This window comes from Arcanobacterium sp. (ex Cirak et al. 2026), assembly GCF_053585065.1.
The window spans coordinates 1-22,495 of record NZ_JBQJCE010000013.1 but is presented as its reverse complement, the minus strand read 5'-3'; the positions used below and the strand labels follow the sequence as shown (position 1 = coordinate 22,495).

The following is a 22,495-nucleotide window of genomic DNA, read 5'->3' as shown; positions in this document are numbered from 1 at the left end:
GGCCCCGATCCGCACAATAGTGGTTGCTACAATTGTGTGCGAAGGTAGCAACCGCTACTGCAACCACTGATAGGGAAGCTGATATGACTTATAAACTTGTGCTCCTCCGTCACGGTGAAAGTGAATGGAACGCGAAGAATCTCTTCACGGGTTGGGTGGATGTGCCGCTCTCCGAGAAGGGTGTGGAAGAGGCTCGCCGTGGCGGCAAGCTTCTCAAGGACGCTGACGTCCTGCCAGAGATTCTTCACACTTCACTCCTTCGCCGCGCGATCATGACGGCCAACCTCGCACTTGATGCGGCTGATCGTCACTGGATTCCGGTCAAGCGCGATTGGCGTCTGAACGAGCGTCACTACGGCGCGCTTCAGGGCAAGAACAAGAAGGAAATTCGTGACGAATACGGCGAGGAGCAGTTCATGCTCTGGCGTCGTTCCTACGATGTTCCGCCGCCGGAAATTGAGCTGGGTTCGGAGTTCTCTCAGGATACCGATCCGCGCTATGCCGGTGAGCCGATCCCACGTTCGGAGTGCCTCAAGGATGTTCTCGAGCGCCTGCTTCCTTACTGGGAAGGCGAGATTGTGCCGGATCTTAAGACGGGCAAGACTGTCATGGTTGCTGCTCACGGAAATTCCTTGCGCGCAATCATCAAGCACCTGGACAAGATCTCGGACGAGGCCATCTCTGGTCTGAACGTGCCAACAGGTATTCCGCTCTACTACGAGCTGGACGAAGAGACCCTTGAGCCAGTGACGAAGGGTGGCACCTACCTCGATCCTGAGGCTGCCAAGGCTGCGATTGAAGCTGTGGCAAACCAGGGCAAGTAAGACTCGCGGTGCACTGAGTACTGACGTCAGTGTGAAGGAGGCGCAGGGAAAGTTCCCTGCGCCTCCTTCACACTCTCAGGTCGGTAGCCAGATTAAGCCTCCGGTTCCATTCCAGTAATCAGGAACTGCATACGCGTGGCAACATTGACCGCCTGATCGCCGTAGCGCTCGAGGTAACGGCCGAGAAGAATAATATCGACGATTTCTTGGCGAGTGAGTTCAAGACTTGGATCAAGCACGTAGTCGAAAGACTTACGATGCAAGTCGTCAAGCACATCGTCGTCAGCAAGGATTTCGTGCGCAAGCCCGATATCCTTCGTCTCAACAAGTTTTGCTACTTTCTCACCAACCATCGCGGCTTGGTCAGCCATTGCGGTGAGTAGCTCATACACTGGACCTTGGACAGCTGTCGATGGATAGCGGCCGCGGGCAACATAGGCGACGTGGCGAGCCAGATCTCCCATACGCTCGATCGTCGAGCTCAGTCGCATAGCGGATGCCACAGTGCGCAGATCTTTTGCAACCGGAGCCTGGCGTACAAGAAGTGAAATCGCCATCTCGTCAACGTTACGTTCTAGCAAGTCGATTTTCTGATCGGCGTCGATAACCTGCTCCGCAAGCGCGAGATTCGCGTCCTTAAACGATTCAGCAGCGAGTCGCATTGCGCGTGCAGCACCTTTCGTCTCTGCGATCAGTGTGTCGTACAGCTCGTGCATTTCATTGCGAAACTGTTCGCGCATATTTTCTCCTTCGTTCCTCAGATGGCAGCGCGGGGTACACCGTGACAGGTGCCCCTTGCGCCACCGCATCCGCCTGTAGTCGTATTAAATCAGGTGGGGGTAAATTGCGTGCGCGCCTTAGGTGAACAGTTGGAAAACACTCATCATTTTGTGTGCACGCTCAGTTAGGCTGGGATGCATGAACGGAGGCATAACCCATCTGGGTTTCTTGATGCTCGGAGTACTGATCGGCGTCGTTGCTGGTGGCGCAGTGGTTTTCTATGCGTTGCGTGCAGCAAATTCTCGCGAAATTCACGAGCGTCGGCGTCGCGCAGCTGCAGAAAAAATTGGGGTCGACGAGATCCTCCGTGCGTTGCCCCAGGGCTCAGTGATTGTTGACCGCCGTGGCGACGTTCTGCATACCTCTCCCGATGCTGTTTCTTCCGGCTTGGTGAACGGTTCAAGGTTGCGGGGCGAATTAGCCGACGTCGTCGCGCACGTGCGCAAAAGCACCAGGCGCGCACAGGCAGATAAACGCTCCGGCGTCATCGATGACTCATTTTCTCGCACTCTCACCGTGCGCGGAGAGCTCGGTATCCGCCAGATTTCTGTTCGTTTAGTGCTCTTAGAAGATGATGCGGTACTAGTGCTTTTCCACGATGTCACTGGTGAACACCAAGCTCAGGCTCTACGCGAAGACTTTGTGACAAACGTCAGCCACGAACTCAAAACTCCGGTTGGGGCGATCCGACTACTCGCGGAAACCATCGAGGATAACGCATCGGATTCAGCCACTGTGGCACATTTTGCGAGTCGTTTGGGACGTGAAACTGAGCGTCTGTCCGCATTGGTATCGCAAATTATGGAACTCTCGCGTGTCACATCGGGTGTGGCGATGGAGCGGGAACGAGTTGAGATCGATGAGGTCGTGACCGAAGCGCTTGATCGTGCGCGTATCGGTGCGAGTGCTCGAGGTATCGAGCTCGTGGGCGGGGGCGAACGCGGGCTGACGATCTGCGGCAGCCATCAGATGCTTGTCAGTGCTCTCCGTAATCTTCTTGACAACGCCATTCGATATTCGCGCGAAAATTCACGGGTCTCTGTCGGTGTCGCGTCGCATGAGGGGAACGTGGAAATTGCTGTGGTTGACGCTGGAATCGGAATTGCCCCCGATATCCGCGCGCGTATCTTTGAACGTTTCTTCCGTGGTGATGAGGCGCGCACGCGCGACACCGGGGGAAGCGGTGTGGGCTTGGCGATTGTCAAGCATGTGGCGGCTGAACACGGTGGAGAGGTGCGTTTGTGGAGTGACGTTGGCCGTGGATCGACTTTCACTCTTGTGATTCCGGAAGAAGTCACGCAGAAAACTGTCATGGCGGACGTCGGCGCAGAAAGGTAAATGATATGACGAAAATTTTGGTGGTTGATGACGAGCCAACCTACCGCGAGACTCTCGAATTTAACCTCAGCCGTGACGGTTTTGAGGTGGTGACGGCAGCAAGTGGGCCGCAGGCTGTGGTGGAATTTCGCAGTTTTCAGCCGGATCTCATTGTGCTCGATCTGATGTTGCCGCAAATGAGTGGGGAAGACGTGTTTCGAAAGATCAGAAACGAGTCGGATGTCCCGGTCATCATGCTCACTGCAAAGGATTCGGAGATTGATCGTGTCGTTGGCCTTGAACTCGGTGCCGACGATTATGTCACCAAACCGTACTCGTATCGGGAGCTACTGGCGCGTATCCGCGCGATACTACGTCGTATCGAGAAAGCCACCGAAGTAGTATCTGAGCAGACACGACAAGTGCTTCGCGCAGGAACAGTTGAGTTAGACCCTGATGCTCACGAAGTGAGGGTGGACGGAGAACCGGTTGCTATGCCCTTGCGTGAGTTCGAACTTTTAAAACTTCTCATGGAAAATGCCAACCGCGTGCTGACGCGTACTCAGATCTTTGATGCGTTGTGGGGGATTGACTATATCGGAGATCCGAAAACCCTCGATGTTCACGTCAAGCGTATCCGTGCAAAAATTGAGGCAGATCCGGCGAATCCGCGCCGGTTGGTGACGGTGCGAGGACTGGGCTACAAACTTTTCGACCGCCTTGAGAAATAGCCGTTTGGTAGAATGTTCTTCAAGTTGGACTGTGTGCGCCCACGGAAAGCCCGAAGCGCGCAGGCAGTAGAGGAGTTTTTGTGAGCGTTGAGTTCAAGGTTGGCGAAACGGTTGTCTATCCGCATCATGGTGCTGCGGAAATTGAGGACATTTCGGAAAAGACCATGCGTGGAGAGAAGCGGATGTACCTCACTCTGCGCGTGCTCCAAAACGACATGGTGATCCAGGTTCCTGCCGATTCGATTGAGGATGTTGGCGTGCGTGACGTGTCCAACGAAGAGCAACTAGAGCACGTTTTCGGAGTTCTTCGGGAAGAGGACGTCGAAGAGCCCAGCAACTGGTCGCGTCGTTTCAAGGCAAATGGTGAGAAGCTCACCTCCGGAGATGTCAACAAAGTGGCTGAAGTTGTCCGTGACCTCACCCGTCGCAATGCTGACCGTGGCTTGAGCGCGGGGGAGAAGCGTATGTTGACTCAGGCTCGCGGTATTTTGGCGTCGGAAATCGCTTTGGCGCGTGACGTTGATGAGTCCGACGCTGATGAATTACTCAACGAGGTACTTGGTGAATACGTTCCCAGCCCAATTTCAGCAGACTCTGCCGACGAAGCTGAGTAATTTTTCGGTGTCAGTTATCGACCATCGTTTACGACAGAGCTGAGGAGTTGTGATACTCGGATCGTGCACGGTACCGAGGTCATGGCTCCTCAGCTTTTCTGTTGCGAAATTTTCTGGTGTGGAATTTGGGAGGAAAGAATGAGTGTCGTTGCAGTGGTGACCGCCGCTGGATCAGGAACTCGTTTGGGCGCGAGTGTGCCCAAAGCCCTCGTTGAACTCGCCGGTGAACCCCTCATTGTTCATGCCGTACGCGGCATGGTAGCTGGAGGCGTGAGGCAGATTGTGGTGACAATCCCCGAAGGGTACGAAGAAGATTTCGCACGAGCGCTTGCGCAGTTCTCCCCCGGTAGCAGCGATGATAGCAAGGTAGACGGCACTGAAATTGGCACTGATCCTGTTCGTGTCACATGTGTGGTTGGTGGCCGTACCCGCCAAGAATCTGTGGCTCGCGGACTCGCGGAGGTCGATGCGCCGGTGGTTCTTATTCATGATGCTGCGCGTTGCCTCACTCCGCCGTCGGTCATTGCACGTGTGGTTGAGGCTGTCCAGGCGGGAGCCGAGGCTGTGGTTCCCGTGATGGCGGTGACTGACACAATCAAACGCGCCGTCGTCGTCGCGGACGACAACACGCCCCTGTACGCACAACCGTTGGGGGAGACTGTGGACCGCGCCGAGTTGCGCGCTGTACAAACACCGCAAGGATTCGTCACTGAGCTGGTCAAACGTGCTCATGTCGAAGGGGAAAAGCTCAGCGTCTCTGAGCTCAGCGCAGCCCCTGATGATGCTGCGCTTGTTGAGCTTCTAGGGAAGCGAGTGTGGGCAGTGTCCGGTTCTTCCGAAGCACTCAAAATTACCACTCCCTTCGATCTAGCGGTCGCTGAGTTCCTCTGTCAGCGTCGGAAAAAGGATAATGATGTATGATCCACGAAATCTGAGAACTGCAGTTGCCACCGATATCCATCAATTCAGCACTGATGCGGATCGGCCGATGTGGCTGGCGTGTCTGCAGTGGCCAGGAGTGACGGGTTTGGAAGGACATTCCGACGCTGACGTCGCAGCTCACGCGGTCGCTGACGCGATATTAATTGCTTCAGGGGTGGGAGAACTTGGGAGCGTGTTTGGAGTTGATCGTCCGGAATTTGTGGGGGCATCTGGGGCACGCTTACTTGGTGAAGCTGCTCGACTAGTGCGAGCAGCTGGGTGGGACATTATTAATGCATCTGTGCAGATCATTGGCCCGAAGCCGCGCTTTTCGCCACGTAAGAAAGAAGCGGAAGAGGCAATGACATTGGTGCTCGGTGCGCCCTGTACAGTAGCAGCGACGACAACAGATCATCTCGGGTTCCCCGGGCGTGGTGAGGGGCTTGCTGCGGTCGCATCTGCTCTGGTGTACAAGGCATCCCCAATATGCTAGTGAACCGCGGTTGTCTTTATCGAAAGTGCAACACGATGACGCGAAAAAACCAGAATTAGGACTTCCTGGGTGTATTTTTGGCCACGTCATGCCTTATTCTTGCCATGGAAAAATGTTTTCATAATGAAGGAGCGCTGTAGTTATGCGGTTGTCTCATAAGGATTCGGTTCTGGATCTTGTTGGAGCCCAATCGAAGCATTTGGGTAGAGCAACAAAGGTTCTCACCGAATTGGCACATGCGAATCGTGCCGATCGTGAATCGCTGTACACGCAATTGCATGCAGTTGAGAACGACGCTGATGCGGCAAGTCACAAAGTGATCCAAACGATCAACAGAAGTTTCGTACTTCCTTTTGATCGGGAGGATCTTTTTAATTTGACCTCATTGATCGACGACTGTGTGGATATGATCGATGAAGCCGGCGGAAATATGGTGCTGTATAAGGTTGACGAATTGCCGCCGGATGCTCTAAAGCTCATTGATATTCTTCAAAAGTGTGCCGATATCACGATGACCTTGCTGGGCAAGTTGGAGAAGATCGACGAACATATGCGCGCATACTGGGTCGAAATCAACCAGCTAGAAAATCACGGCGACACCGTGTATCGCAAGCTTATTTCTGATCTTTTTGCGGATGACGATGCCAACATGATGGCCGTCATGCGTATGAAGTTTGTGGTGGATCGTCTGGAGGGTGCGATCGATCGTTTTGAGAATCTCGCCGCTGTGGTTGAGACAATCGCGATCAAGGAGTCATAAGCGTGGATCTGACGCTGTTTTTAGTTTTGATGATCGTTGTTGTGGCGTTCATCTTCGATTTTACGAACGGTTTCCATGATGCTGCCAATGCGGTGGCAACGGCTGTGGCAACTCGCGCGTGGAGCCTAAACCGTGCGCTTGAGATGGCGGCGGTGATGAACTTCGTCGGAGCTCTCATTGGTACGGGTGTTGCTGAAACAATCGGTTCGGGAATTGTCTCGCCTCCACAAGATAACTCGGGTTTGATTGTGGTGGCGTCGGGCTTGCTCGGTGCGATTATCTGGAACCTGATTACGTGGTGGTTCGGTCTGCCGTCGTCGTCTTCGCACGCTTTGATCGGTGGTCTGACAGGGGCTGGTCTGGCTGCATCGGTGACGGTTCACTGGGCAGTGATCGGCGAGAAGGTTGTCCTACCAATGTTTTTGTCGCCGATGGTGGGCTTCGTTCTTGCCTATATCGCAATGAAGATTTTGCTCAAGGCGTTCGAGCGTGCTACCTACAAGAAGACAATGCGTGGCTTCCGCAAGCTGCAGCTTTTTTCGAGTGCGGCGATTGCGCTTGGCCACGGATTGCAGGACGCACAGAAGACCATGGGCGTGGTTGTTCTTGCTCTTGTCGCTGGTGGCTATCACGAAGGAACGTCAATTCCGCTCTGGGTCAAGATTGGTGCCGCTGCAGCGATTTCGCTTGGCACGTATACCGGTGGTATGCGCATCATGAAGACTCTCGGTCGCAATATTACAGCCGTAGATCCGGCGCGTGGTTTCGTGGCTGAATCTGTTGCTGCGTCAGTTCTTTACACCACCGCATTCTTGTGGCATGCTCCTATCTCAACTACTCATACTGTGACCTCAGCCGTGATGGGCGTGGGGGCTACGAAGCGTCGTAGTGCCGTGCGTTGGGGAGTTGCAGGAAACATTGTGGGTGGTTGGTTCTTGACGCTACCTGCATCGGCGGCATTCTCCATGATCACATTTACGATTTTGCATGCGATCATGTAGCGTTGCGAGAACACAAGCGTGTGAGACTTCATCAGTGATGAGGGGCTGGTTGATCAACCAGCCCCTCATCACTTTAAAAGGAAACGTACTTCTAATATCGCTGAAGGGAGCTGGCTTTGTGAGCTAACTTTTGACGGGAACAGGCAGTGAATGTGTAACTCATGTCTGGTGGATAAACCGAAAGCGATTGTAGGATAGTGCGTCGTTGTGCTGGTACAGGAGCCGATACAGAGGCCGATACAGAGGCCGATACAGAGGTGGTGGCGGTGCAGCGCCCTGAGACCTCTATAAATAGTGCGTCGTTGTGCTGGTACAGAGGCTTGATGTATTTTGGCACCCCTAAAATCGCGCGTTGGGTGAATAATCGCCTAACAATGGATTTGAGGGGTGCCAAAATACAAGGCATGTGTTTATTCACTATGTTCCTGGGGCTTAACGGGGATAAAAGTGAACAGCCCCAGAGCCAGTGTGAAGACGATTCCAAGGATTCCAAAGTAAGCCGCATCCTTGAGGGCGATTCCGGTAAGTGCTGCTCCGAGAGTGATCGCAGTGGAATACAGGAAAGGCGCGAGGAAGGAGACCGCACGACCTGTCGTAGCATACAAGCCGAACATCTCGCCTTCTTCACCTGGTGGAGCGATACGTGCAAGATATGTGCGTGAAGCAGACTGGGTTGGACCGACAAAGACACATAGTGCTAGACCCAGTGCCCAGTACACCGTGTGGGGAGAATAGCCGAATACCCCTTTATGGAAAACAAAAATCAGAATTCCAATCACGCTCATTGCCGCAACGGAGAAAATGATGACGCGTCGAGCTCCTAGGATGTCATCAAGGTATCCAAAAGCAATAGTGGCGATACCCGCGATAATGTTCGCAGCAACACCGAAGATAATGATTTCTCCCTCACCAAATCCAAAAGCGGCGCCCGCTAGAATTGCACCAAAAGTAAAGACTCCGGCAAGTCCGTCACGGTAAATTGCGGAGGAGATTAAGAACCAGACCAGTGAGCGATCCTCATCCCAGATGCGTCTCAGAGAAGACCAGACCTCACGATAAGCCTCGCGGATCCCGCTGGGTGTTTCATCGGTTGTGGGGGAAACATCGCGAAGCGTGACGATAAGAGGTAAGGAAAAGACGAAGCTCCAGATAGCTGCGATCAGCACGGCGAACCGAATATTGAGGCCATTTTCGCTCGTGACACCAAACCAGCCAACCTCGGGCTGGATAAAGCCTACGAAAAGGATCAGCAGGAGCACGATGCCGCCGATGTAACCCATGCCCCAACCGAAGCCAGAGATCTTGCCGAAATCTTTGCGGGGTGCGATATCAGTGAGGATCGAGTTGTACACCACGGAACCAATTTCAAAGGCGATGTTACCGACTGCCAAGAGGAGCAAGCCGAGCCATAGCTGCCACTGACCAGGAGAAACGAAGAACATAAGTGCGGTAACCAGTGACACTGTGAGTGTGGTGATCCGCAAGACGGTGGCGCGGCGCCCTGATCGGTCCACTGATTGCCCCAGAGTCGGTGCCGAGAGGGCAATCATGAGGCCTGCGGCAGCGAGCACATATCCCAGAGCGGTATTGGCATGTGAGCCAAATCCGGGGGCTTTGACCAGATACACCGAGAAAACAAAAGTGGTTACCACGGAGTTAAACGCCGCACCGGCCCAATCCCACAGCCCCCACGAAATGACGTGAGGGAACATGATCCAATGCTTGCCGCTGCCTTCACCGTTTTCGGTTTGGCCGATTGAATCCGGCGTGCGGCGTGCGTGGATGACTGTCGAGCCTCCTGCAGGTTCGGTTACTGCTCGTTCTCCTGGGAGGAAGTACGAGTTGGCAGGTGTAGGTTTGGCTTTTTTTGACATGTTGACAATTTATCGTGTTTTGGCTGAGTGATGTGTTTGGAGTCCAGTTCAGATTATCGACGCCGGAGCGGTGTGGTCGCAGGCGGTTTCCACAGTTACGCTGAGTGCTGACTTTCTCCACTACGATAATCTTCGTGCAGGCCGAGGTGGTGTTTACGGTAAACTGTTGGTGTGACGCTAAAGATTTATGATTCGCCGGCCCGGGCTCTACGAGATTTCCATCCCCTCACTGACGGGAAAGTGGGGATCTATTTGTGTGGCGCCACCGTTCAGGGGTCACCACACATCGGCCATATGAGGAGCGCTGTAGCGTTTGACGTGTTGCGACGGTGGCTGATGCGCCGTGGGTATGAGGTGACGCTTATTCGTAACGTCACTGATATTGATGACAAAATCCTGAATAAAAGTTCTGAGGCTGGGTGTCCCTGGTGGGCGTGGGCTTATACATTTGAACAAGAATTCAATGCTGCATACGATGCCTTGGGCATCATCCGTCCCACCTATGAGCCGCATGCCACTGCGCATATTCCTGAACAGATTGCTCTGATCGAACGATTGATTGAGCGTGGCCATGCTTATGCAACTGACGCAGGAAATGTGTACTTCGACGTCAGCTCACAGTCGGACTATGGTTCACTCACTAATCAACGGGTGGGTGATCTGGCGATTGATGAATCAGAGAGCGAGCCAGACAAACGTAACCCCCACGATTTTGCGCTGTGGAAACGCGCCAAAGAATCAGAACCTGATAGTGCGAAATGGGAAACGCCATGGGGTGCTGGCCGTCCGGGATGGCACTTAGAGTGCTCGGCTATGAGTGGCAAGTATTTGGGCGAGAGTTTCGATATCCATGCAGGTGGAATTGACCTCCGTTTCCCTCACCATGAAAATGAGCAGGCACAGAGCCATGGTGCGGGTTATGGGTTTGCCCAATATTGGATGCATAACGCGTGGGTGACCATCGACGGCGAAAAAATGAGCAAGTCGTTAGGCAATTCGCTCACTGTGGCCAACATCCTCACAGAGCATCCAGCCGTCTTGGTTCGATTCGCTCTTGGCACAGTTCATTACCGCTCCACCGTTGCGTATTCAGACAAGACGTTGCGTGAAGCAGGAGCGGTATGGGATCGCCTGAAAGGATTCGTTGAACGTGCGGCGAACGCAGTGGGTGAAATTCCCGCTGACGAATTGATGCTTCGTCCAAAGGATCTTCCGGAAGAATTCGTCGGTGCGATGGATGATGACGTGAATGTATCGGCTGCCCTCGCGATCATCCATGAACACGTGAAGCGAGGTAACTCAGCACTTTCTGAAGGCCGGGAAGAAAGAGTTCGCATGGAACAGTTACTTGTTCGTTCGATGCTCGATGTGCTCGGACTTGATCCTCTTTCTCCGCAGTGGCGAGGCGGAACAAGTGAAGGGTCAGCGGCGATGAAAGCACTGGACGCACTGGTGAAGGATGTCCTTGATAAGCGTGCTCAGGCACGTGCAGATAAAGATTGGGCCACAGCAGATGCGATGCGTGATCTGCTTACGGGCGCAGGTATTTCGGTTGCAGATTCGGCGGAAGGCGCCACCTGGAAGTTGGGAGATTAAAAATGGCTGGTCAGGGTAGAGGGCGTCCAGGCGCTATTCGTAAGGGTGCAAAGAAGGGATCACGTGGAGTTGGTTCCGGTGGGCAGCGCCGTCGGGGGCTCGAAGGTAAAGGGCCGACGCCGAAGGCTGAGGATCGCACATACCATGTAGCATACAAACGAAAGAAGGAAGCAGAAGCTCGTGCGAAGCGCGCGGCTGGGCCGAAGCTTCGTGGATTCCTTCACACACCTGAAGGCTATGAGTTGATTTGCGGGCGGAACCCCGTGGCGGAGGCAGTCGCCAGCGGTGTGCCGTTCGAGCGCGTATTCATCGTCTCTTCGATGTCGAACGATCCTCGTGTGACAGAAGTTGCCCAAGCAGCAATGGAACGCGGAATCGCACTTGTTGATGTTTCGCGAACGGAACTCGACAAGATGACTGACGGTCAAGTAAATCAGGGTATTGCGATTGAAGTTCCTGAACATGAATATGCTGACCTTGAGGATCTGGTTGATCGTGCTGCTGATTTTGCTCGCCCAGGATTGATTGTTGCGCTTGATTCGATTACAGACCCGCATAATCTTGGCGCAGTCTTGAGGTCTGCGTCGGCTTTCCACGCTGACGGCGTCGTGATTACTGAGCGCCGCAGTGCGCGTGTTAACGCCACTGCATGGAAGGTGAGTGCAGGCGCTGCAGCACGCGTGCCCGTTGCGCGAGTAACGAATCTTGTTCGCGCATTGGAGGAGCTCAAAGCACAAGGTTATTTTGTTGTTGGTCTTGCTGGTGGAGGTGAAGAGAGCATTCCTACTCTGTCGCTTGCTGATGTTCCACTGGTGCTTGTTACTGGCTCTGAAGGTGCAGGGATTTCTCGTCTTGTTCGCGAAACATGTGACGTGATCGCTCAAATTCCGATTGCGTCTGAGATGGAATCTCTTAATGCTTCCGTTGCCACTGGCATCGCGCTTTACCAGATCGATCAGCTACGCTCAAAGTAGGAAAGATTCGAGGAGGAATCATGGCATTTTGGAGGCCTGTCACCGGGCACATTCAGAGGCTCGATCCGGAACTGGTGTCAGTTGCTGACATTGAAAAGTTCTTCGCTGACGAGCGGATCGTTGCTCGCGGTCGCGCTGATGATGACTTTGGCTATGATTTCGAGATTGTGATTGCTGGACGCCGGCGCCGTGTTGCAACTGTTGATGAAGATGGCGAGGTATTCCGTGGCCGCGGTGTCCATGAACTTGCGGAAGAAATGCAGCGAGTGCTTCGGAAGATTTCCGTAGAGCTGGACGGATCCGTGCTCTACGGAGAAATGGATTTAGGATCGGTCTTTGTGACTGATGATGATCTCGATCCGTTGTTTGAAGAGGCGTTTGAGATTGGAGATTCGCAGAGCGTCCTTGAGCAAGAAACGGCTATTTCATCATCGGGCACAGAGCGAGGCATCGGCCAAGCAAAATTCGTCAATCCTGCTGATCCGACGTCGGCCGATGCGATGGCGACATCCGATTCGGCGCTTACTCCACCGACCCCAGATGCTGCAACTCTCGCGACTCTGGCAGGGGAGAGCGGGCCGAGTCTTGTTCTCGCTGACGTACCGATGAGTGAACTGCCGGTGCTGGCAACCGCAGAGGCTCAACCAATTGCTGTAGCAAAACTTGATGAATTACGGGTTCTTGTTGCGCGAAATCGTTTTAATCTCGGGCGTGTGGCACTTCCCCGGCCGAGCGTCATGGTGGCTTTGACCGTTCCGGTTGAGGGGAACCCAAAGCTTTTCGTCAAGCGTGACAACGTACGACTCCGTTGGCGCTGGGAAGGTGAATTGCCTGTCGTTGAATGGATTGCGGCGGCACCTCAATCGCCTGCTGCGGTCTTTGCACACGATGAGCTTGGGGCAGGAGCTGTGGCACGTATGGCTGTGGCGGATGCGGTGTCGGCGTCGTTCGCTGATGTGCGTACCGCATTACTTGAAGAACCGCAGAACGGGGCGGAAGCCTTAATTCGTGCTCTCGGGCTTGGGGATGAATATGTTGAAGTGCTCGTTGACGGTGCGCCACTGGAAGCTCTCGGAACGCGCATCTTCGAGCCGTCCAAGGGTAGCGAGGCTTTTGAAGAAACAGTAGCGTGGGAGCTCCTAGGAGAGGGGGCAATTGCCTCACCTGTGATGAATGCTCTGCGCAAGGTTACCGTTGAACGTCCGTGGGTCCCGGGAGTGATGGCTGCTGCGGAATCTGCTCTCGGTGGTGCATTACTCATGCATGGGGTGGGAAGAAAACAAAAAGGAAAACGCGCTGGATTATCACTCATCGGAGGCGGATTACTTCTGGCTTCTGGTGTGGTGCGAGTACTAACCACTAATTGGATGATGAACGTGATGGATCGTCAAAGTTCCCGTATTGAAGAATGGAAGAAGGAACAATGAGCCAGATAATTGAACCAACTGAAGAGATTCTTGACGCTTTTTGGACGAATGCCGTCGCGCATCTGCGCTTTGAACCGGTTGCTGGCGTCACAGGGCAGGACGACATCGCTGCTCTGAGGCCGCCTGCATTCGCTTTTGGAAGCACAGCAGAGCAGGCGAATGAAGCAGCAGTGCTTGTTCTGTCTGGGAAGAAGCGTGCAACAGTGAGCTATAAGCCAGAATATGAAGCTGAAAAGGTTCCGCTTCCTCGAACCGGTGAGTTCACCATCATGGTTGACGGCGCAGGAATTCCTCGGGCTCTTTTGTCGAATGAACGTGTTGAGGTTCTTCCTTTCCGTGACGTTGGACAAGATATTGCGCAGGCTGAAGGCCAGTCAGATCTTGCGCAGTGGCAAGAAATTCACCGTGATTTCTTTACCGCTGTGGCAGCAATGCTTGGGCGCGACTTCTCAGAGTCGGACGAAATCGTCGCGGAGATCTTTAGCGTAGCCTATAAATCTGAATAAGAATTTCTTGGTAAACACCTCGCATCACCGGCCTGTGGTCTCATAATGTGGACATATGGGCCGGTGATTTGTTTATAGGTTGATCCACGTTTTACGATGGTCTCCCGAACACCATCTGGTGTCCCCTTATATTCTCACGAAGGAGACGCAATGAGTTTCGGCTGGAAACTTCACGGAAATGACACGTCTATTGCTCCCGGGGAGGTGGTGTTGCCGAACGAGCGTCTGAGTTGGCCGATCACAATCGGCATCGGTGCCCAACACGTGGTTGCAATGTTTGGCGCAACATTCCTCGTTCCGTTATTGACTGGTTTTGACCCGGCAACAACGCTTTTCTTTACAGGTGTTGGAACATTACTTTTTATCGGTATTACTCAAGGGCGGCTCCCAAGTTATTTGGGGTCGTCCTTCGCTTTACTTGCCCCAATTGGGGCAGTGACAGGTTATGTCGCTAATGGCGGAGTTCCATTGGATCCGAACAAAGCCGCGCTTGCTTCGGGAGGGATCATCGCCGTCGGCCTGACGCTGGCGACGGTCGGTGTGATCGTTCACTTTGCGGGTGCCAGCTGGATTGATCGCCTCATGCCGCCGGTTGTGACAGGAGCGATCGTCTCGCTTATTGGCTTCAATCTCGCTCCTGCAGCGTGGAACAACGTCAAAGCGGCGCCGATTACAGCTACGGTAACTATCGCTGCGATCATCCTTGTCACCGTGTTGTTCAAAGGAATTGTTGGCCGTCTGTCAATCCTTATCGGTGTGGCAGTTGGCTATGTAGTGGCGGTGATCCAGGGTGAAGTCGATTTCTCCGCAATCTCACAGGCGCCTCTGATTGGCCTTCCGCACTTCCATGCGCCGGCTTTTGATTACACGTTGCTCGGGCTGTTTATTCCGGTGGTTCTTGTTCTGATTGCGGAAAACGTTGGTCATGTGAAGTCTGTTGCTGCAATGACTGGTCAGAATCTCGACGATGTAACTGGGCGTGCGCTTTTCGCCGACGGTATTTCCACAGCACTTGCAGGTGCTGGCGGTGGTTCGGGCACGACGACGTACGCAGAGAATATCGGTGTGATGGCGGCAACTCGTGTGTATTCGACAGTGGCGTACGTGGTTGCTGCATTCTTCGCACTCATTTTGTCGATGCTCCCGAAGTTCGGCGTGCTTATTGCGACGATTCCTCCGGGTGTTCTCGGCGGTGCTGCGACAGTGCTCTATGGCATGATCGGTATGCTCGGTATTCGTATCTGGGTGCAAAATCGAGTAGATTTCTCCGACCCAGTGAACCTCAATACGGCAGCCGTGGCGATGGTCTTGGCAATCGCTAATTACACGCTTGTCGTCAATGGAATGGTCTTCGAAGGTATTGCAATGGGATCCTTCGGTGCGATTATTATCTACCATCTGATGCGAGCGATTTCGCGCTGGCGCGGTACGTCGATTGAAAGCGCTACTCCCGCGTCGGCGCCTGCAGGGAGTGAACTGGAAGGCGATGCGCCACACATTAACCCGAAACATCCACGTACTTCTGCCCTCCCGATAACACCGGTTCGGTAACGCTTATCGCGGGATGTGTGCACAGAAGGCTCAAGCACAGTAAATGGTGGGGAACACTTCAAAGTGTTCCCCACCATTTACTGTGCGACGAGTTTGAGCTTGTTTGTGGAGGTTACTTCTCTGTGCTCTTGCTCTGAACTGTTTGGCAACCTTCAATGGGTTGCATCGCAGCGGCAAATTGTTCAGCGGTCGGATTTTTCACCATGTCCTCTTGCGTTGATCCCATGACGATGTAGACCGTGTCATTTGCCTGGGTGGAATCGAAGGATACCGTTGAGCCTGGGAAATAGGCGCGTAGAGTGTAGGCGACATCAATGCCGTCTGTTCCGGCAAATATTGTGGCAGATGGTTTAAGTGTCGAACCGGACCAATTGGCTGCATCGGTGACCGATACCCCGGCGCCTTTCAGTGCTTGGGCAACTTTTCCTGCCAGACCAGCACGTGTCGTGGAGTTATACACCTGTGCTGTAATCGTTTTCGGCTCAACTGGCTTATTGGAGGTCGGGCAGGGGATGGACACCGGCTTGGGCGAAGTCGAGAATCCAGGGTCGAACGGGAATGGGATCAGGCCAGTCCAGAACACGGTAGCAATGAGAAAGAGACCCATCATCGTCGCGATGATGGATCCAAAAACGACGGTCTGTCGACGCTGAAGATGTTGCCGGTATTGCTCGCGGGCATTGATTTCGACGTTCACTCCACTCATTTTATCGTGCTTTATATATGAAATGCACGCTTGCGAGGACTTCCTGCTTGGTTGATGTCGGTTTGCCCTCACTGGGGACAGTGAAAGAGGTGATTCGTGTGGGCGATGGTCAAAACTCGAATATGAGAACAACCCGGAGGATGAAGAAGAATTAGCAATTGAGATAATCGTCACATTGACTTTGATGTTTTCAGTGTTTACTCAGGTAGTTCTCATGTTTTGTTAAAAGCTTTGTTTTGACTTAGTTGCCGGGTATTAGAACGGCCTTAATAATTGTAGATGACCTACGCAATTTCCAGATCTCGTGCACAAGTTTTGGACCTCACCAGTTGTGTAGGAACGGTAATGACGGGGTTTCGTGTACCCGTCATCCATACCTGCAGGAGGATATTCTCCCTGCAAGAAAGGAACCACGTATCAATGAAAAATACCAATACTTCGCGCTTTTGGCGTAAGCCAGCCGCCGCCTTCGGTGCAGTGGCGATTGCAGCGTCGGGGCTGGCAACAGGCGCCAGTTTTGGCGCGTTGGGTGCGCAGACTGTGGCTTATGCGGCGGGTGAGCCAGCAGTTAATCGTGGTAGCCAGATCGTCAAGGGTGGAGGCACTATTAATGGTGCAACTTTGCCACTTTCGAGCATTATCGAAGCTGAAGACACAACTACTGATCCCACTCCGAATAAGACAAAACATGGTGTGACGGGTTCTGTTTCAGAGCTTCAAAAACTGGTGCGAAATGATTATCTTGGCGGCGGCGTTCATGGCACTACTCCTGTTGACTTCGGACAGGCTGTAGGCGTTGAAGGTGTGACGGTGTATGCTCGCTGGATTGAGCAGAACCGACAGGGTACCATTACTTATGTCTCACCTACGTACAAGACCAAAACTCTCAATGATGGACGTTTTGGCCTAATTCTTAAGCCTTACATCGATGCCAATGGCACGAAGCGAGTCTTCACCGGCCAAGCTGAGGCACTTGCGGCTGACGGAGTTCGTGAGAAACTGCAAACTTGGATTGAGACCCCGGAGGGCAAGATGACCATCTTGAACCCAGTGGTAACACCGATTCCGGCGCGCGGGAATAGTATCACACCGTCATCGAAGACATTGAGTTTCAACCCTGGAACAAACAGCGCCACCGATCTTAACTTCCTCATCGCAGACCGGCCTGATGCAGAAGATTGGAAGGTAAAATTCCTTCCAAAAGATGTTGCCAAGGATGCTGTTACAGGTGCTGACAAGTATCAGAAGCAAGCCGTCGACACTTCTCGCACAGGTAACGGCACTGCTTCGGGCTATGGCTACTGGAATTTCCAGCGCGCGGCGAACGCAAATCAACTTTTCAGTTACAACAAGCAGGATTTTTCTGATCCAGCCTTGTATAAGACCCCGATCAAGGTTTCATACTTGTCAGACTATGCGTTGAATGAGATTGTTAAATATCTCGGTGAAAACCCAGCGAAGTTTGACAATCGGACAAAGCCAAAAATGGATATTTCTAGTGCGTCATGGCGTCCTTCAGGCTGGACCTGGAAGAATGAGACTACGCTCCAAAAATGGATTAATGAGCGAGTCAAGGCGGATCCAGCAAGGTGGATTGCCGAGACTATCGAGACTGAAACTGATTCAAAGGGATGGTACTCGGTAAAGTTCAACGGTACATTCGGAAACGCTTACAATAAGCGTGGCTACGACGATGGTGTTGCTGTTTACTCGAACCTTTCGCGAGATAACGGCACGATGTATAAGTTGCCGAACGGCAAGCAAGTCAAGGCATACGATCTATTCGGAACTGTTTCTCCATCGGCTGATCTTGGTTCGTGGAAGTCGGACATTACTACTCGGGGTGACAACTTCCCCAAGCATGTGAACTGGAACTGGATGTATGCTGCGCCAGTTGTTGATCCGGCTTTGGGCGCTGGTTACACGGATCCATTTTGGGGTGACCGCTGGTCGGGTGATCGTGACCTTGTTGGCAACAACTTTGGACCTGCGTCAACCCTTCCGGACGGCACCTACCAGTGGCTTTCTGCAAATCAGAAGATTGCAAATCTTAACTTCGGCATGATTCCGCAAAAGCTTTTCTTCAATGTGACCCCGTATGACAGTGGTGCAAATCCTGCTGCTCCGAAGGACGTAGCTCACACGCAAACCTACGGAATTGTTCCACTCGGTCCGGATTATAAGTATCAAGTGAAGTGGGTTAAGACACCGATCGATGACTTTGGTAGAAGCATCGGTAATACTGTGCCTGCAGATGAAGTTGGCAACGGCGGTATCATGCCGATTACCATTGGCAATGACGGTTCGATTAGCGATGCGCCGATCACGGTAGACCCTGATACGAAGACTTCCTACCAGGCTATTCTGCAAATGGTTGATAAGAGTGGAAAAACTACCGATCTCGGTTATGACACCTTTATTGCTACTCCAACTGTCGTTAAATATGAACCGGTGAAGGCTCCAGAGGGAAAGCCAACTTCGACTCTTCCAAAGGCTGATTACAACGGCAGGCTCGACGGGAACGGAGAGAAACCTGAAGGGGCAACGTTCTCAGGGGAGAATGCCAACCTTCCCGAAGGTTACACACTCGTTGAATCGAAGGAAAAGGTCAATGCGCCTGGAACGATCTTTGTGGATCCTGAGACCGGTGAGCTGACTGTCCAGCCTAAGGCTGGCGCAAAAGCAGATGACTCTGATGCCTTTACTGTGCTAGTGGTCGTAAAGGACAAGAATCAGAAAGTTCTCGCGACTGCAAATGCGCAGATTGACCCGCAGCCTACTGATGCTCAGCGCTTCAAGCCGAATCCAGTCAAGGAAGCTACCACGACAGTGGGCACTAGTGTTACCACTGATCCGATCACGTTTGATGATGTCACAACGGACGATAAGGAAGAGATCAGCACTGAGACTGAAGGTGGACCACTCTCAAAGACAACATTCGCTCTTCCTGAGAAGCCGGATGCCAAAGCGACCATTAATACCGCTACCGGGAAGATTACAGTTCCTGCTGATGCGACTGAGGGTAAGTACACCTACCCTGTTACGGTGACCTATCCGGATAAGACAACCGACACGGTCAACGTCGTTGTCAATGTTAAGCCAAAGGTTCAAGAAGCTGACATGTACGCTCCTGAGTACACTCCAGCTAGCTTCCCGAACGGCACGGCTGTGACAGTCCACGCGCCGGCCGATAAATCCGGAAAGAACCTCCCGCCGAATACGAAGTTCTCCCCTCAGGATGGGAGCAAGCTTCCAGAAGGCGTGAAGGTGAACGAGAATGGAAGGATTTCGATCGAGCCTAAGAATGGCCTGAAGCTCAACGAAGAAACTACCATCCCGGTTACTGTTAAGTATCCAGATGGTTCTTCCGAAGTGATTGAAGCTAAGATCACTAAGACCTCGAACACTGCAGATCAGATCGATCTCGGCAAGGGTAATGCACAGGGTTTTCCTGGCAGTCAAGTTCCGGTAGATTTCGCTAATGTTAAAATTCCGGCTGGTTCAACTGGCAAGGCAACACCGGCTCATGGTGCTCCAGCATTCGAATTCACAATCAACGAAGCTGGGAGCGCTCTCGTGAAGATTCCGGCTGATACTCAACCGGGCGAATACAAGGATGTGCCTGTCAGTGTTACCTATCCAGATAAATCAACTGATACGACCACCATTACCGTGAAGGTTCTTTCGGATGATGACGGCGACGGCGTTGGTAACGATCCGGATAAGAACAATGATGGCGTGGCGGACAACCCGAATGCGCCGACTGGTGTTTCACAGCGTGTGACTTTTGGCGTCAAAATTGATGACAAGGCTGTGCTTTCGGGCGGAGTAGGCGCGTTCGATAAGAATCTTCCGGCATCGCTCAAGGATCTCGTTGTCACGTTGACAGCGCAGGATGGTACGCAGTACAAGTCCACTGATGGTGGTTCAACCTGGCGTGGAGCGAAGGGCTTCCCAGTGGTGATGAACTTCGGTCTTGCCGATTTCAAGCCCGGTACCTACACAGTCACTGTGGACGGTGAAGAGGATGCTAACAAGGACAAGCTTGTTCTCAAGGCGAACTCCCAGCTCAGTGATGGTGCGAAAGTAAAAATTACTGGAAACACTCCGAACTTCTTTGTTGAGTTTCTCAGCGATGCCGATGGTGACGGTGTACCGAACGTTTCCGATAAGTGTGCTGATACGCCAGAAGGTGCAACGGTTGATGAAAACGGTTGCTCCGTTTCTCAGAAGAACCGTGCAGAGTACCCCGAAACATCGCTAAAGGGTGGTGAAAAGGTAACCTCAGCCCCAACTTTCGATGATCCGGCGACCTCTGAGCACGAGAAAAACAAAGTTCCGATTGGGACTGAGTTCAAGCTCAAGGATGATTGGAAGGTTTCCGAAGGCTACACGGTTGAGGTTGATAAGACCTCGGGTGTTGTGACACTTACAGCTCCGGTTGACGAGAAGGAAGCTAGGGAAATTGACGTACCCATCGTCGTTATCTACGCTGACGGCTCTAAGAAGGCTCCGCATGTGACCGAGCAGGACAAGCCTTCGATTGCTAAGTTCAAGGTAACGCCACTGGACAACGCAAAGTATGAGCCGAAGGCTACTCCGATCAACAAGCGATTTGGTGAGAAGACTGAGGAAAAGGAAGTCCTAGATGCAGTAACCGTTCCTCACTTCCCAGAGGATGCGGCTAAGCAGCTGAAGAAGGAGATCGTTGCTGGTCAGACGTTGCCGGATGGCAGCAAGTCCGGTAAGTTCCCCGTGAAAGTGAAGGTCGCCTATCCGGATGGTACTTCTGATGAGGCGGTCGTTACTGTGACGGTTGCGGACATGCCCTGGATGAAACTTGTCCCGATTCCGGGTGTTGGCGCTATCGATAATCAGACCGTTGTAGAGGGTAAGCCGATTAAGGACGTGGCTGTGAAGGCTGCGGACAAAGACGCGAAGGTTACGATTTCTGGTCAGCCCAAGGGTGTTGAGCTTAAAGAAGGCGTGATTTCGGGTACTCCGGTTGTGTCTGACTGGGAGAAAGATGAGGAGTCGCGTGACTTTACTGTGACGGTGACTGCTTCTAACTCTGATGGGTCGAAGTCGAAGACGGCGTTCGTGATTACTGTTCAGCGTGATACTGATCGTGATGGAGAACCGGACGTCACTGATACAGATGATGACAATGATGGCTACACCGATGAGGATGAGAACGCGGCCGGTTCAGATTCGAAGAACGACAAGTCGATCCCGGCTACACCTCTCACACCAGGTATCAAGACCACTGCGAAAATTTCGGGTCACGTTTTCTATGACTCGAATAAGAATGGTGTTCTTGATGAAGGTGAGCAGGACATCTCCGGAGTGACGCTGAAGCTCGCGCCGACAGGTGCAAGGACAACAACCCACTCGCCATACACTTTCGACAAGCTCAAGGCTGGCGAGTACACCGTGTCTGTCGATTCCGGCCTACCGAATGCCGCTGTCGTTACCAACGACTCGGACAAAAATGCAGACGGAAAGATTGCTGTCACCCTTAAGGAAGGTCAGCACTCCGACGCCAACAACTTTGGATACTGGGTTGACTCCGATGGTGATGGTCTTGATGACGTGACCGAAAAGAAGCTTGGTACCGACCCGAAGTCGCCTGATACCGATAAGGATGGGGTTAATGACGGTGATGAAGTCTCCGGCGCGAAGAACCCGTTCAAGGAAAACAAGTCTGATCCGAAGGGTGAACCGGGTAACACCGATCCGCGTAATCCGGACTCGGATGGTGACGGTCAAAAGGATGGCGAGGAACTCAACACCATCGTCGATACCAAGACGGGTAAGACAATCTCTGATCCGAAGGCTACCGACAAGGTGACCGATCCGAACGTCTTCCCGGCAATGCCACTGACACCGATCCCGAATGTCACATACCCAGGTGGTAGCAAGGTCGAGCAGGGCAAGACCATCACGGTTCCGGCTCCGAAGGAGAAGGACGGCAAGTCCCTTCCTGAAGGCACCAAGTACGATCGCACCCCGAATACTCCAGGCTGGGCCAAGGTAAATCCAGATGGTTCGCTGACTCTTTCCCCGAGTAAAGATGTCAAACCTGGCAAGTACGACGTCGAGGTGAAGATCACCTTCCCGAACGGTACGTCTGTGGTCAAGAAAGTTCCGGTAACGGTTCTTGGCGCGGTTCAGCAGGATCCGAAGGCGTCATCATCGAAGAAGGCACTCCCCGTCACTGGTTCGTCGGTTGCTGCCCTTGGTGGCATGGCGGTGGTTTTGGTTGCTGCAGGTGCAGTGATTGCCGCAACTCGCCGCAAAGAGAGCAACTAAATGAGAGCACGCGAGAAGGAGGCTTCTCGTCAGTGACACAGTGGCGCCGGGGGGGGGGCGGCGGGGCCCCCCCCGCGGTGGGGGCGGTAACGGGGCGTATTGTGGGGG

17 protein-coding genes are annotated in these 22,495 nt (G+C 53.1%); 14 read left to right on the top strand and 3 right to left on the bottom strand.

The features are described 5' to 3' along the window. Nucleotides 1-83 precede the first annotated feature (83 nt). Nucleotides 84-824 (top strand): phosphoglyceromutase, encoded by a 741-nt coding sequence (locus tag ACTOVJ_RS07050; RefSeq protein WP_449501980.1) that lies wholly within the window; start codon nt 84-86, stop codon nt 822-824. A gap of 92 nt (nt 825-916) precedes the next feature. Here ACTOVJ_RS07050 and phoU read toward each other — a convergent pair whose 3' ends face one another. After that, complete coding sequence (gene phoU / locus ACTOVJ_RS07045; protein ID WP_449501979.1) at nt 917-1,564, bottom strand: phosphate signaling complex protein PhoU; 648 nt, start codon at nt 1,562-1,564, stop codon at nt 917-919. A gap of 178 nt (nt 1,565-1,742) precedes the next feature. Between phoU and ACTOVJ_RS07040 the strand changes: the two genes are divergently transcribed. From ACTOVJ_RS07040 to ACTOVJ_RS07010, 7 genes are all read left to right on the top strand, one after another. Beyond that, a complete protein-coding gene (locus ACTOVJ_RS07040; RefSeq protein ID WP_449504372.1) occupies nt 1,743-2,942 on the top strand; it encodes a sensor histidine kinase in 1,200 nt (399 codons plus the stop codon). A gap of 5 nt (nt 2,943-2,947) precedes the next feature. After that, nucleotides 2,948-3,652: a response regulator gene (locus tag ACTOVJ_RS07035; protein WP_449504373.1), complete on the top strand. Its 705-nt coding sequence runs from the start codon at nt 2,948-2,950 to the stop codon at nt 3,650-3,652. 80 nt (nt 3,653-3,732) lie between these two features. Further along, on the top strand, nt 3,733-4,266 hold the full coding sequence (locus ACTOVJ_RS07030; RefSeq protein WP_449501976.1) for a CarD family transcriptional regulator: 534 nt from the start codon (nt 3,733-3,735) through the stop codon (nt 4,264-4,266). A 138-nt stretch (nt 4,267-4,404) separates the two neighbouring features. Then, nucleotides 4,405-5,187: a 2-C-methyl-D-erythritol 4-phosphate cytidylyltransferase gene (ispD, locus tag ACTOVJ_RS07025; RefSeq protein WP_449501975.1), complete on the top strand. Its 783-nt coding sequence runs from the start codon at nt 4,405-4,407 to the stop codon at nt 5,185-5,187. Then, entirely contained in the window at nt 5,177-5,680 is a 504-nt protein-coding gene (locus ACTOVJ_RS07020) for a 2-C-methyl-D-erythritol 2,4-cyclodiphosphate synthase (protein ID WP_449504374.1), read from the top strand. The genes ispD and ACTOVJ_RS07020 overlap by 11 nt, the downstream gene beginning before the upstream one ends. Nucleotides 5,681-5,822: 142 nt before the next feature. Continuing rightward, entirely contained in the window at nt 5,823-6,440 is a 618-nt protein-coding gene (locus ACTOVJ_RS07015; protein WP_449504375.1) for a DUF47 domain-containing protein, read from the top strand. A gap of 2 nt (nt 6,441-6,442) precedes the next feature. Then, nucleotides 6,443-7,441, top strand: a complete 999-nt coding sequence (locus tag ACTOVJ_RS07010; protein ID WP_449501972.1) for an inorganic phosphate transporter — start codon at nt 6,443-6,445, stop codon at nt 7,439-7,441. Nucleotides 7,442-7,851: 410 nt separating this feature from the next. On the opposite strand, the gene ACTOVJ_RS07005 is transcribed toward ACTOVJ_RS07010, so the two are convergent. After that, nucleotides 7,852-9,315 (bottom strand): MFS transporter, encoded by a 1,464-nt coding sequence (locus tag ACTOVJ_RS07005; protein ID WP_449503400.1) that lies wholly within the window; start codon nt 9,313-9,315, stop codon nt 7,852-7,854. Nucleotides 9,316-9,486: 171 nt separating this feature from the next. Between ACTOVJ_RS07005 and cysS the strand changes: the two genes are divergently transcribed. The 5 genes from cysS to ACTOVJ_RS06980 all read left to right on the top strand — a co-directional run bounded on the left by cysS (nt 9,487) and on the right by ACTOVJ_RS06980 (nt 15,369). After that, nucleotides 9,487-10,911, top strand: a complete 1,425-nt coding sequence (cysS, locus tag ACTOVJ_RS07000; RefSeq protein ID WP_449504376.1) for a cysteine--tRNA ligase — start codon at nt 9,487-9,489, stop codon at nt 10,909-10,911. A 2-nt stretch (nt 10,912-10,913) separates the two neighbouring features. Next, nucleotides 10,914-11,885 carry a 23S rRNA (guanosine(2251)-2'-O)-methyltransferase RlmB gene (gene rlmB, locus ACTOVJ_RS06995; RefSeq protein WP_449501969.1) on the top strand — a complete coding sequence of 324 codons (972 nt, stop codon included), beginning with the start codon at nt 10,914-10,916 and terminating at the stop codon, nt 11,883-11,885. Nucleotides 11,886-11,905: 20 nt separating this feature from the next. Continuing rightward, nucleotides 11,906-13,312, top strand: coding sequence for a hypothetical protein (locus ACTOVJ_RS06990; protein ID WP_449504377.1), 1,407 nt, complete (start codon nt 11,906-11,908; stop codon nt 13,310-13,312). Then, a complete protein-coding gene (locus tag ACTOVJ_RS06985) occupies nt 13,309-13,818 on the top strand; it encodes an ASCH domain-containing protein (protein WP_449501967.1) in 510 nt (169 codons plus the stop codon). Before ACTOVJ_RS06990 ends, ACTOVJ_RS06985 begins: the two co-directional genes overlap by 4 nt. Nucleotides 13,819-13,968: 150 nt before the next feature. Then, the gene (locus tag ACTOVJ_RS06980; protein WP_449504663.1) at nt 13,969-15,369 is read left to right on the top strand and encodes a uracil-xanthine permease family protein; all 1,401 of its coding nucleotides are present in this window, start codon (nt 13,969-13,971) and stop codon (nt 15,367-15,369) included. Between the two features lie 112 nt (nt 15,370-15,481). Here ACTOVJ_RS06980 and ACTOVJ_RS06975 read toward each other — a convergent pair whose 3' ends face one another. Beyond that, complete coding sequence (locus ACTOVJ_RS06975; RefSeq protein ID WP_449501965.1) at nt 15,482-16,066, bottom strand: LytR C-terminal domain-containing protein; 585 nt, start codon at nt 16,064-16,066, stop codon at nt 15,482-15,484. Between the two features lie 429 nt (nt 16,067-16,495). On the opposite strand from ACTOVJ_RS06975, the gene ACTOVJ_RS06970 reads away from it, so the two are divergent. Further along, nucleotides 16,496-22,387 (top strand): Rib/alpha-like domain-containing protein, encoded by a 5,892-nt coding sequence (locus ACTOVJ_RS06970; RefSeq protein ID WP_449504662.1) that lies wholly within the window; start codon nt 16,496-16,498, stop codon nt 22,385-22,387. Nucleotides 22,388-22,495: the final 108 nt, after the last annotated feature.

Bases quoted from the DNA above. Each gene is read 5' to 3' on its own strand.
- ACTOVJ_RS06985 (WP_449501967.1), top strand. From the start codon at position 13,309: ATGAGCCAGATAATTGAACCAACTGAAGAGATTCTTGACGCTTTTTGG.
- ACTOVJ_RS06980 (WP_449504663.1), top strand. From the start codon at position 13,969: ATGAGTTTCGGCTGGAAACTTCACGGAAATGACACGTCTATTGCTCCC.
- ACTOVJ_RS07005 (WP_449503400.1), bottom strand. From the start codon at position 9,315: ATGTCAAAAAAAGCCAAACCTACACCTGCCAACTCGTACTTCCTCCCA.
- ACTOVJ_RS07040 (WP_449504372.1), top strand. From the start codon at position 1,743: ATGAACGGAGGCATAACCCATCTGGGTTTCTTGATGCTCGGAGTACTG.
- ispD (WP_449501975.1), top strand. From the start codon at position 4,405: ATGAGTGTCGTTGCAGTGGTGACCGCCGCTGGATCAGGAACTCGTTTG.
- ACTOVJ_RS07050 (WP_449501980.1), top strand. From the start codon at position 84: ATGACTTATAAACTTGTGCTCCTCCGTCACGGTGAAAGTGAATGGAAC.
- ACTOVJ_RS07035 (WP_449504373.1), top strand. From the start codon at position 2,948: ATGACGAAAATTTTGGTGGTTGATGACGAGCCAACCTACCGCGAGACT.
- phoU (WP_449501979.1), bottom strand. From the start codon at position 1,564: ATGCGCGAACAGTTTCGCAATGAAATGCACGAGCTGTACGACACACTG.
- ACTOVJ_RS07015 (WP_449504375.1), top strand. From the start codon at position 5,823: ATGCGGTTGTCTCATAAGGATTCGGTTCTGGATCTTGTTGGAGCCCAA.
- rlmB (WP_449501969.1), top strand. From the start codon at position 10,914: ATGGCTGGTCAGGGTAGAGGGCGTCCAGGCGCTATTCGTAAGGGTGCA.
- ACTOVJ_RS06990 (WP_449504377.1), top strand. From the start codon at position 11,906: ATGGCATTTTGGAGGCCTGTCACCGGGCACATTCAGAGGCTCGATCCG.
- ACTOVJ_RS07020 (WP_449504374.1), top strand. From the start codon at position 5,177: ATGATGTATGATCCACGAAATCTGAGAACTGCAGTTGCCACCGATATC.
- ACTOVJ_RS06970 (WP_449504662.1), top strand. From the start codon at position 16,496: ATGAAAAATACCAATACTTCGCGCTTTTGGCGTAAGCCAGCCGCCGCC.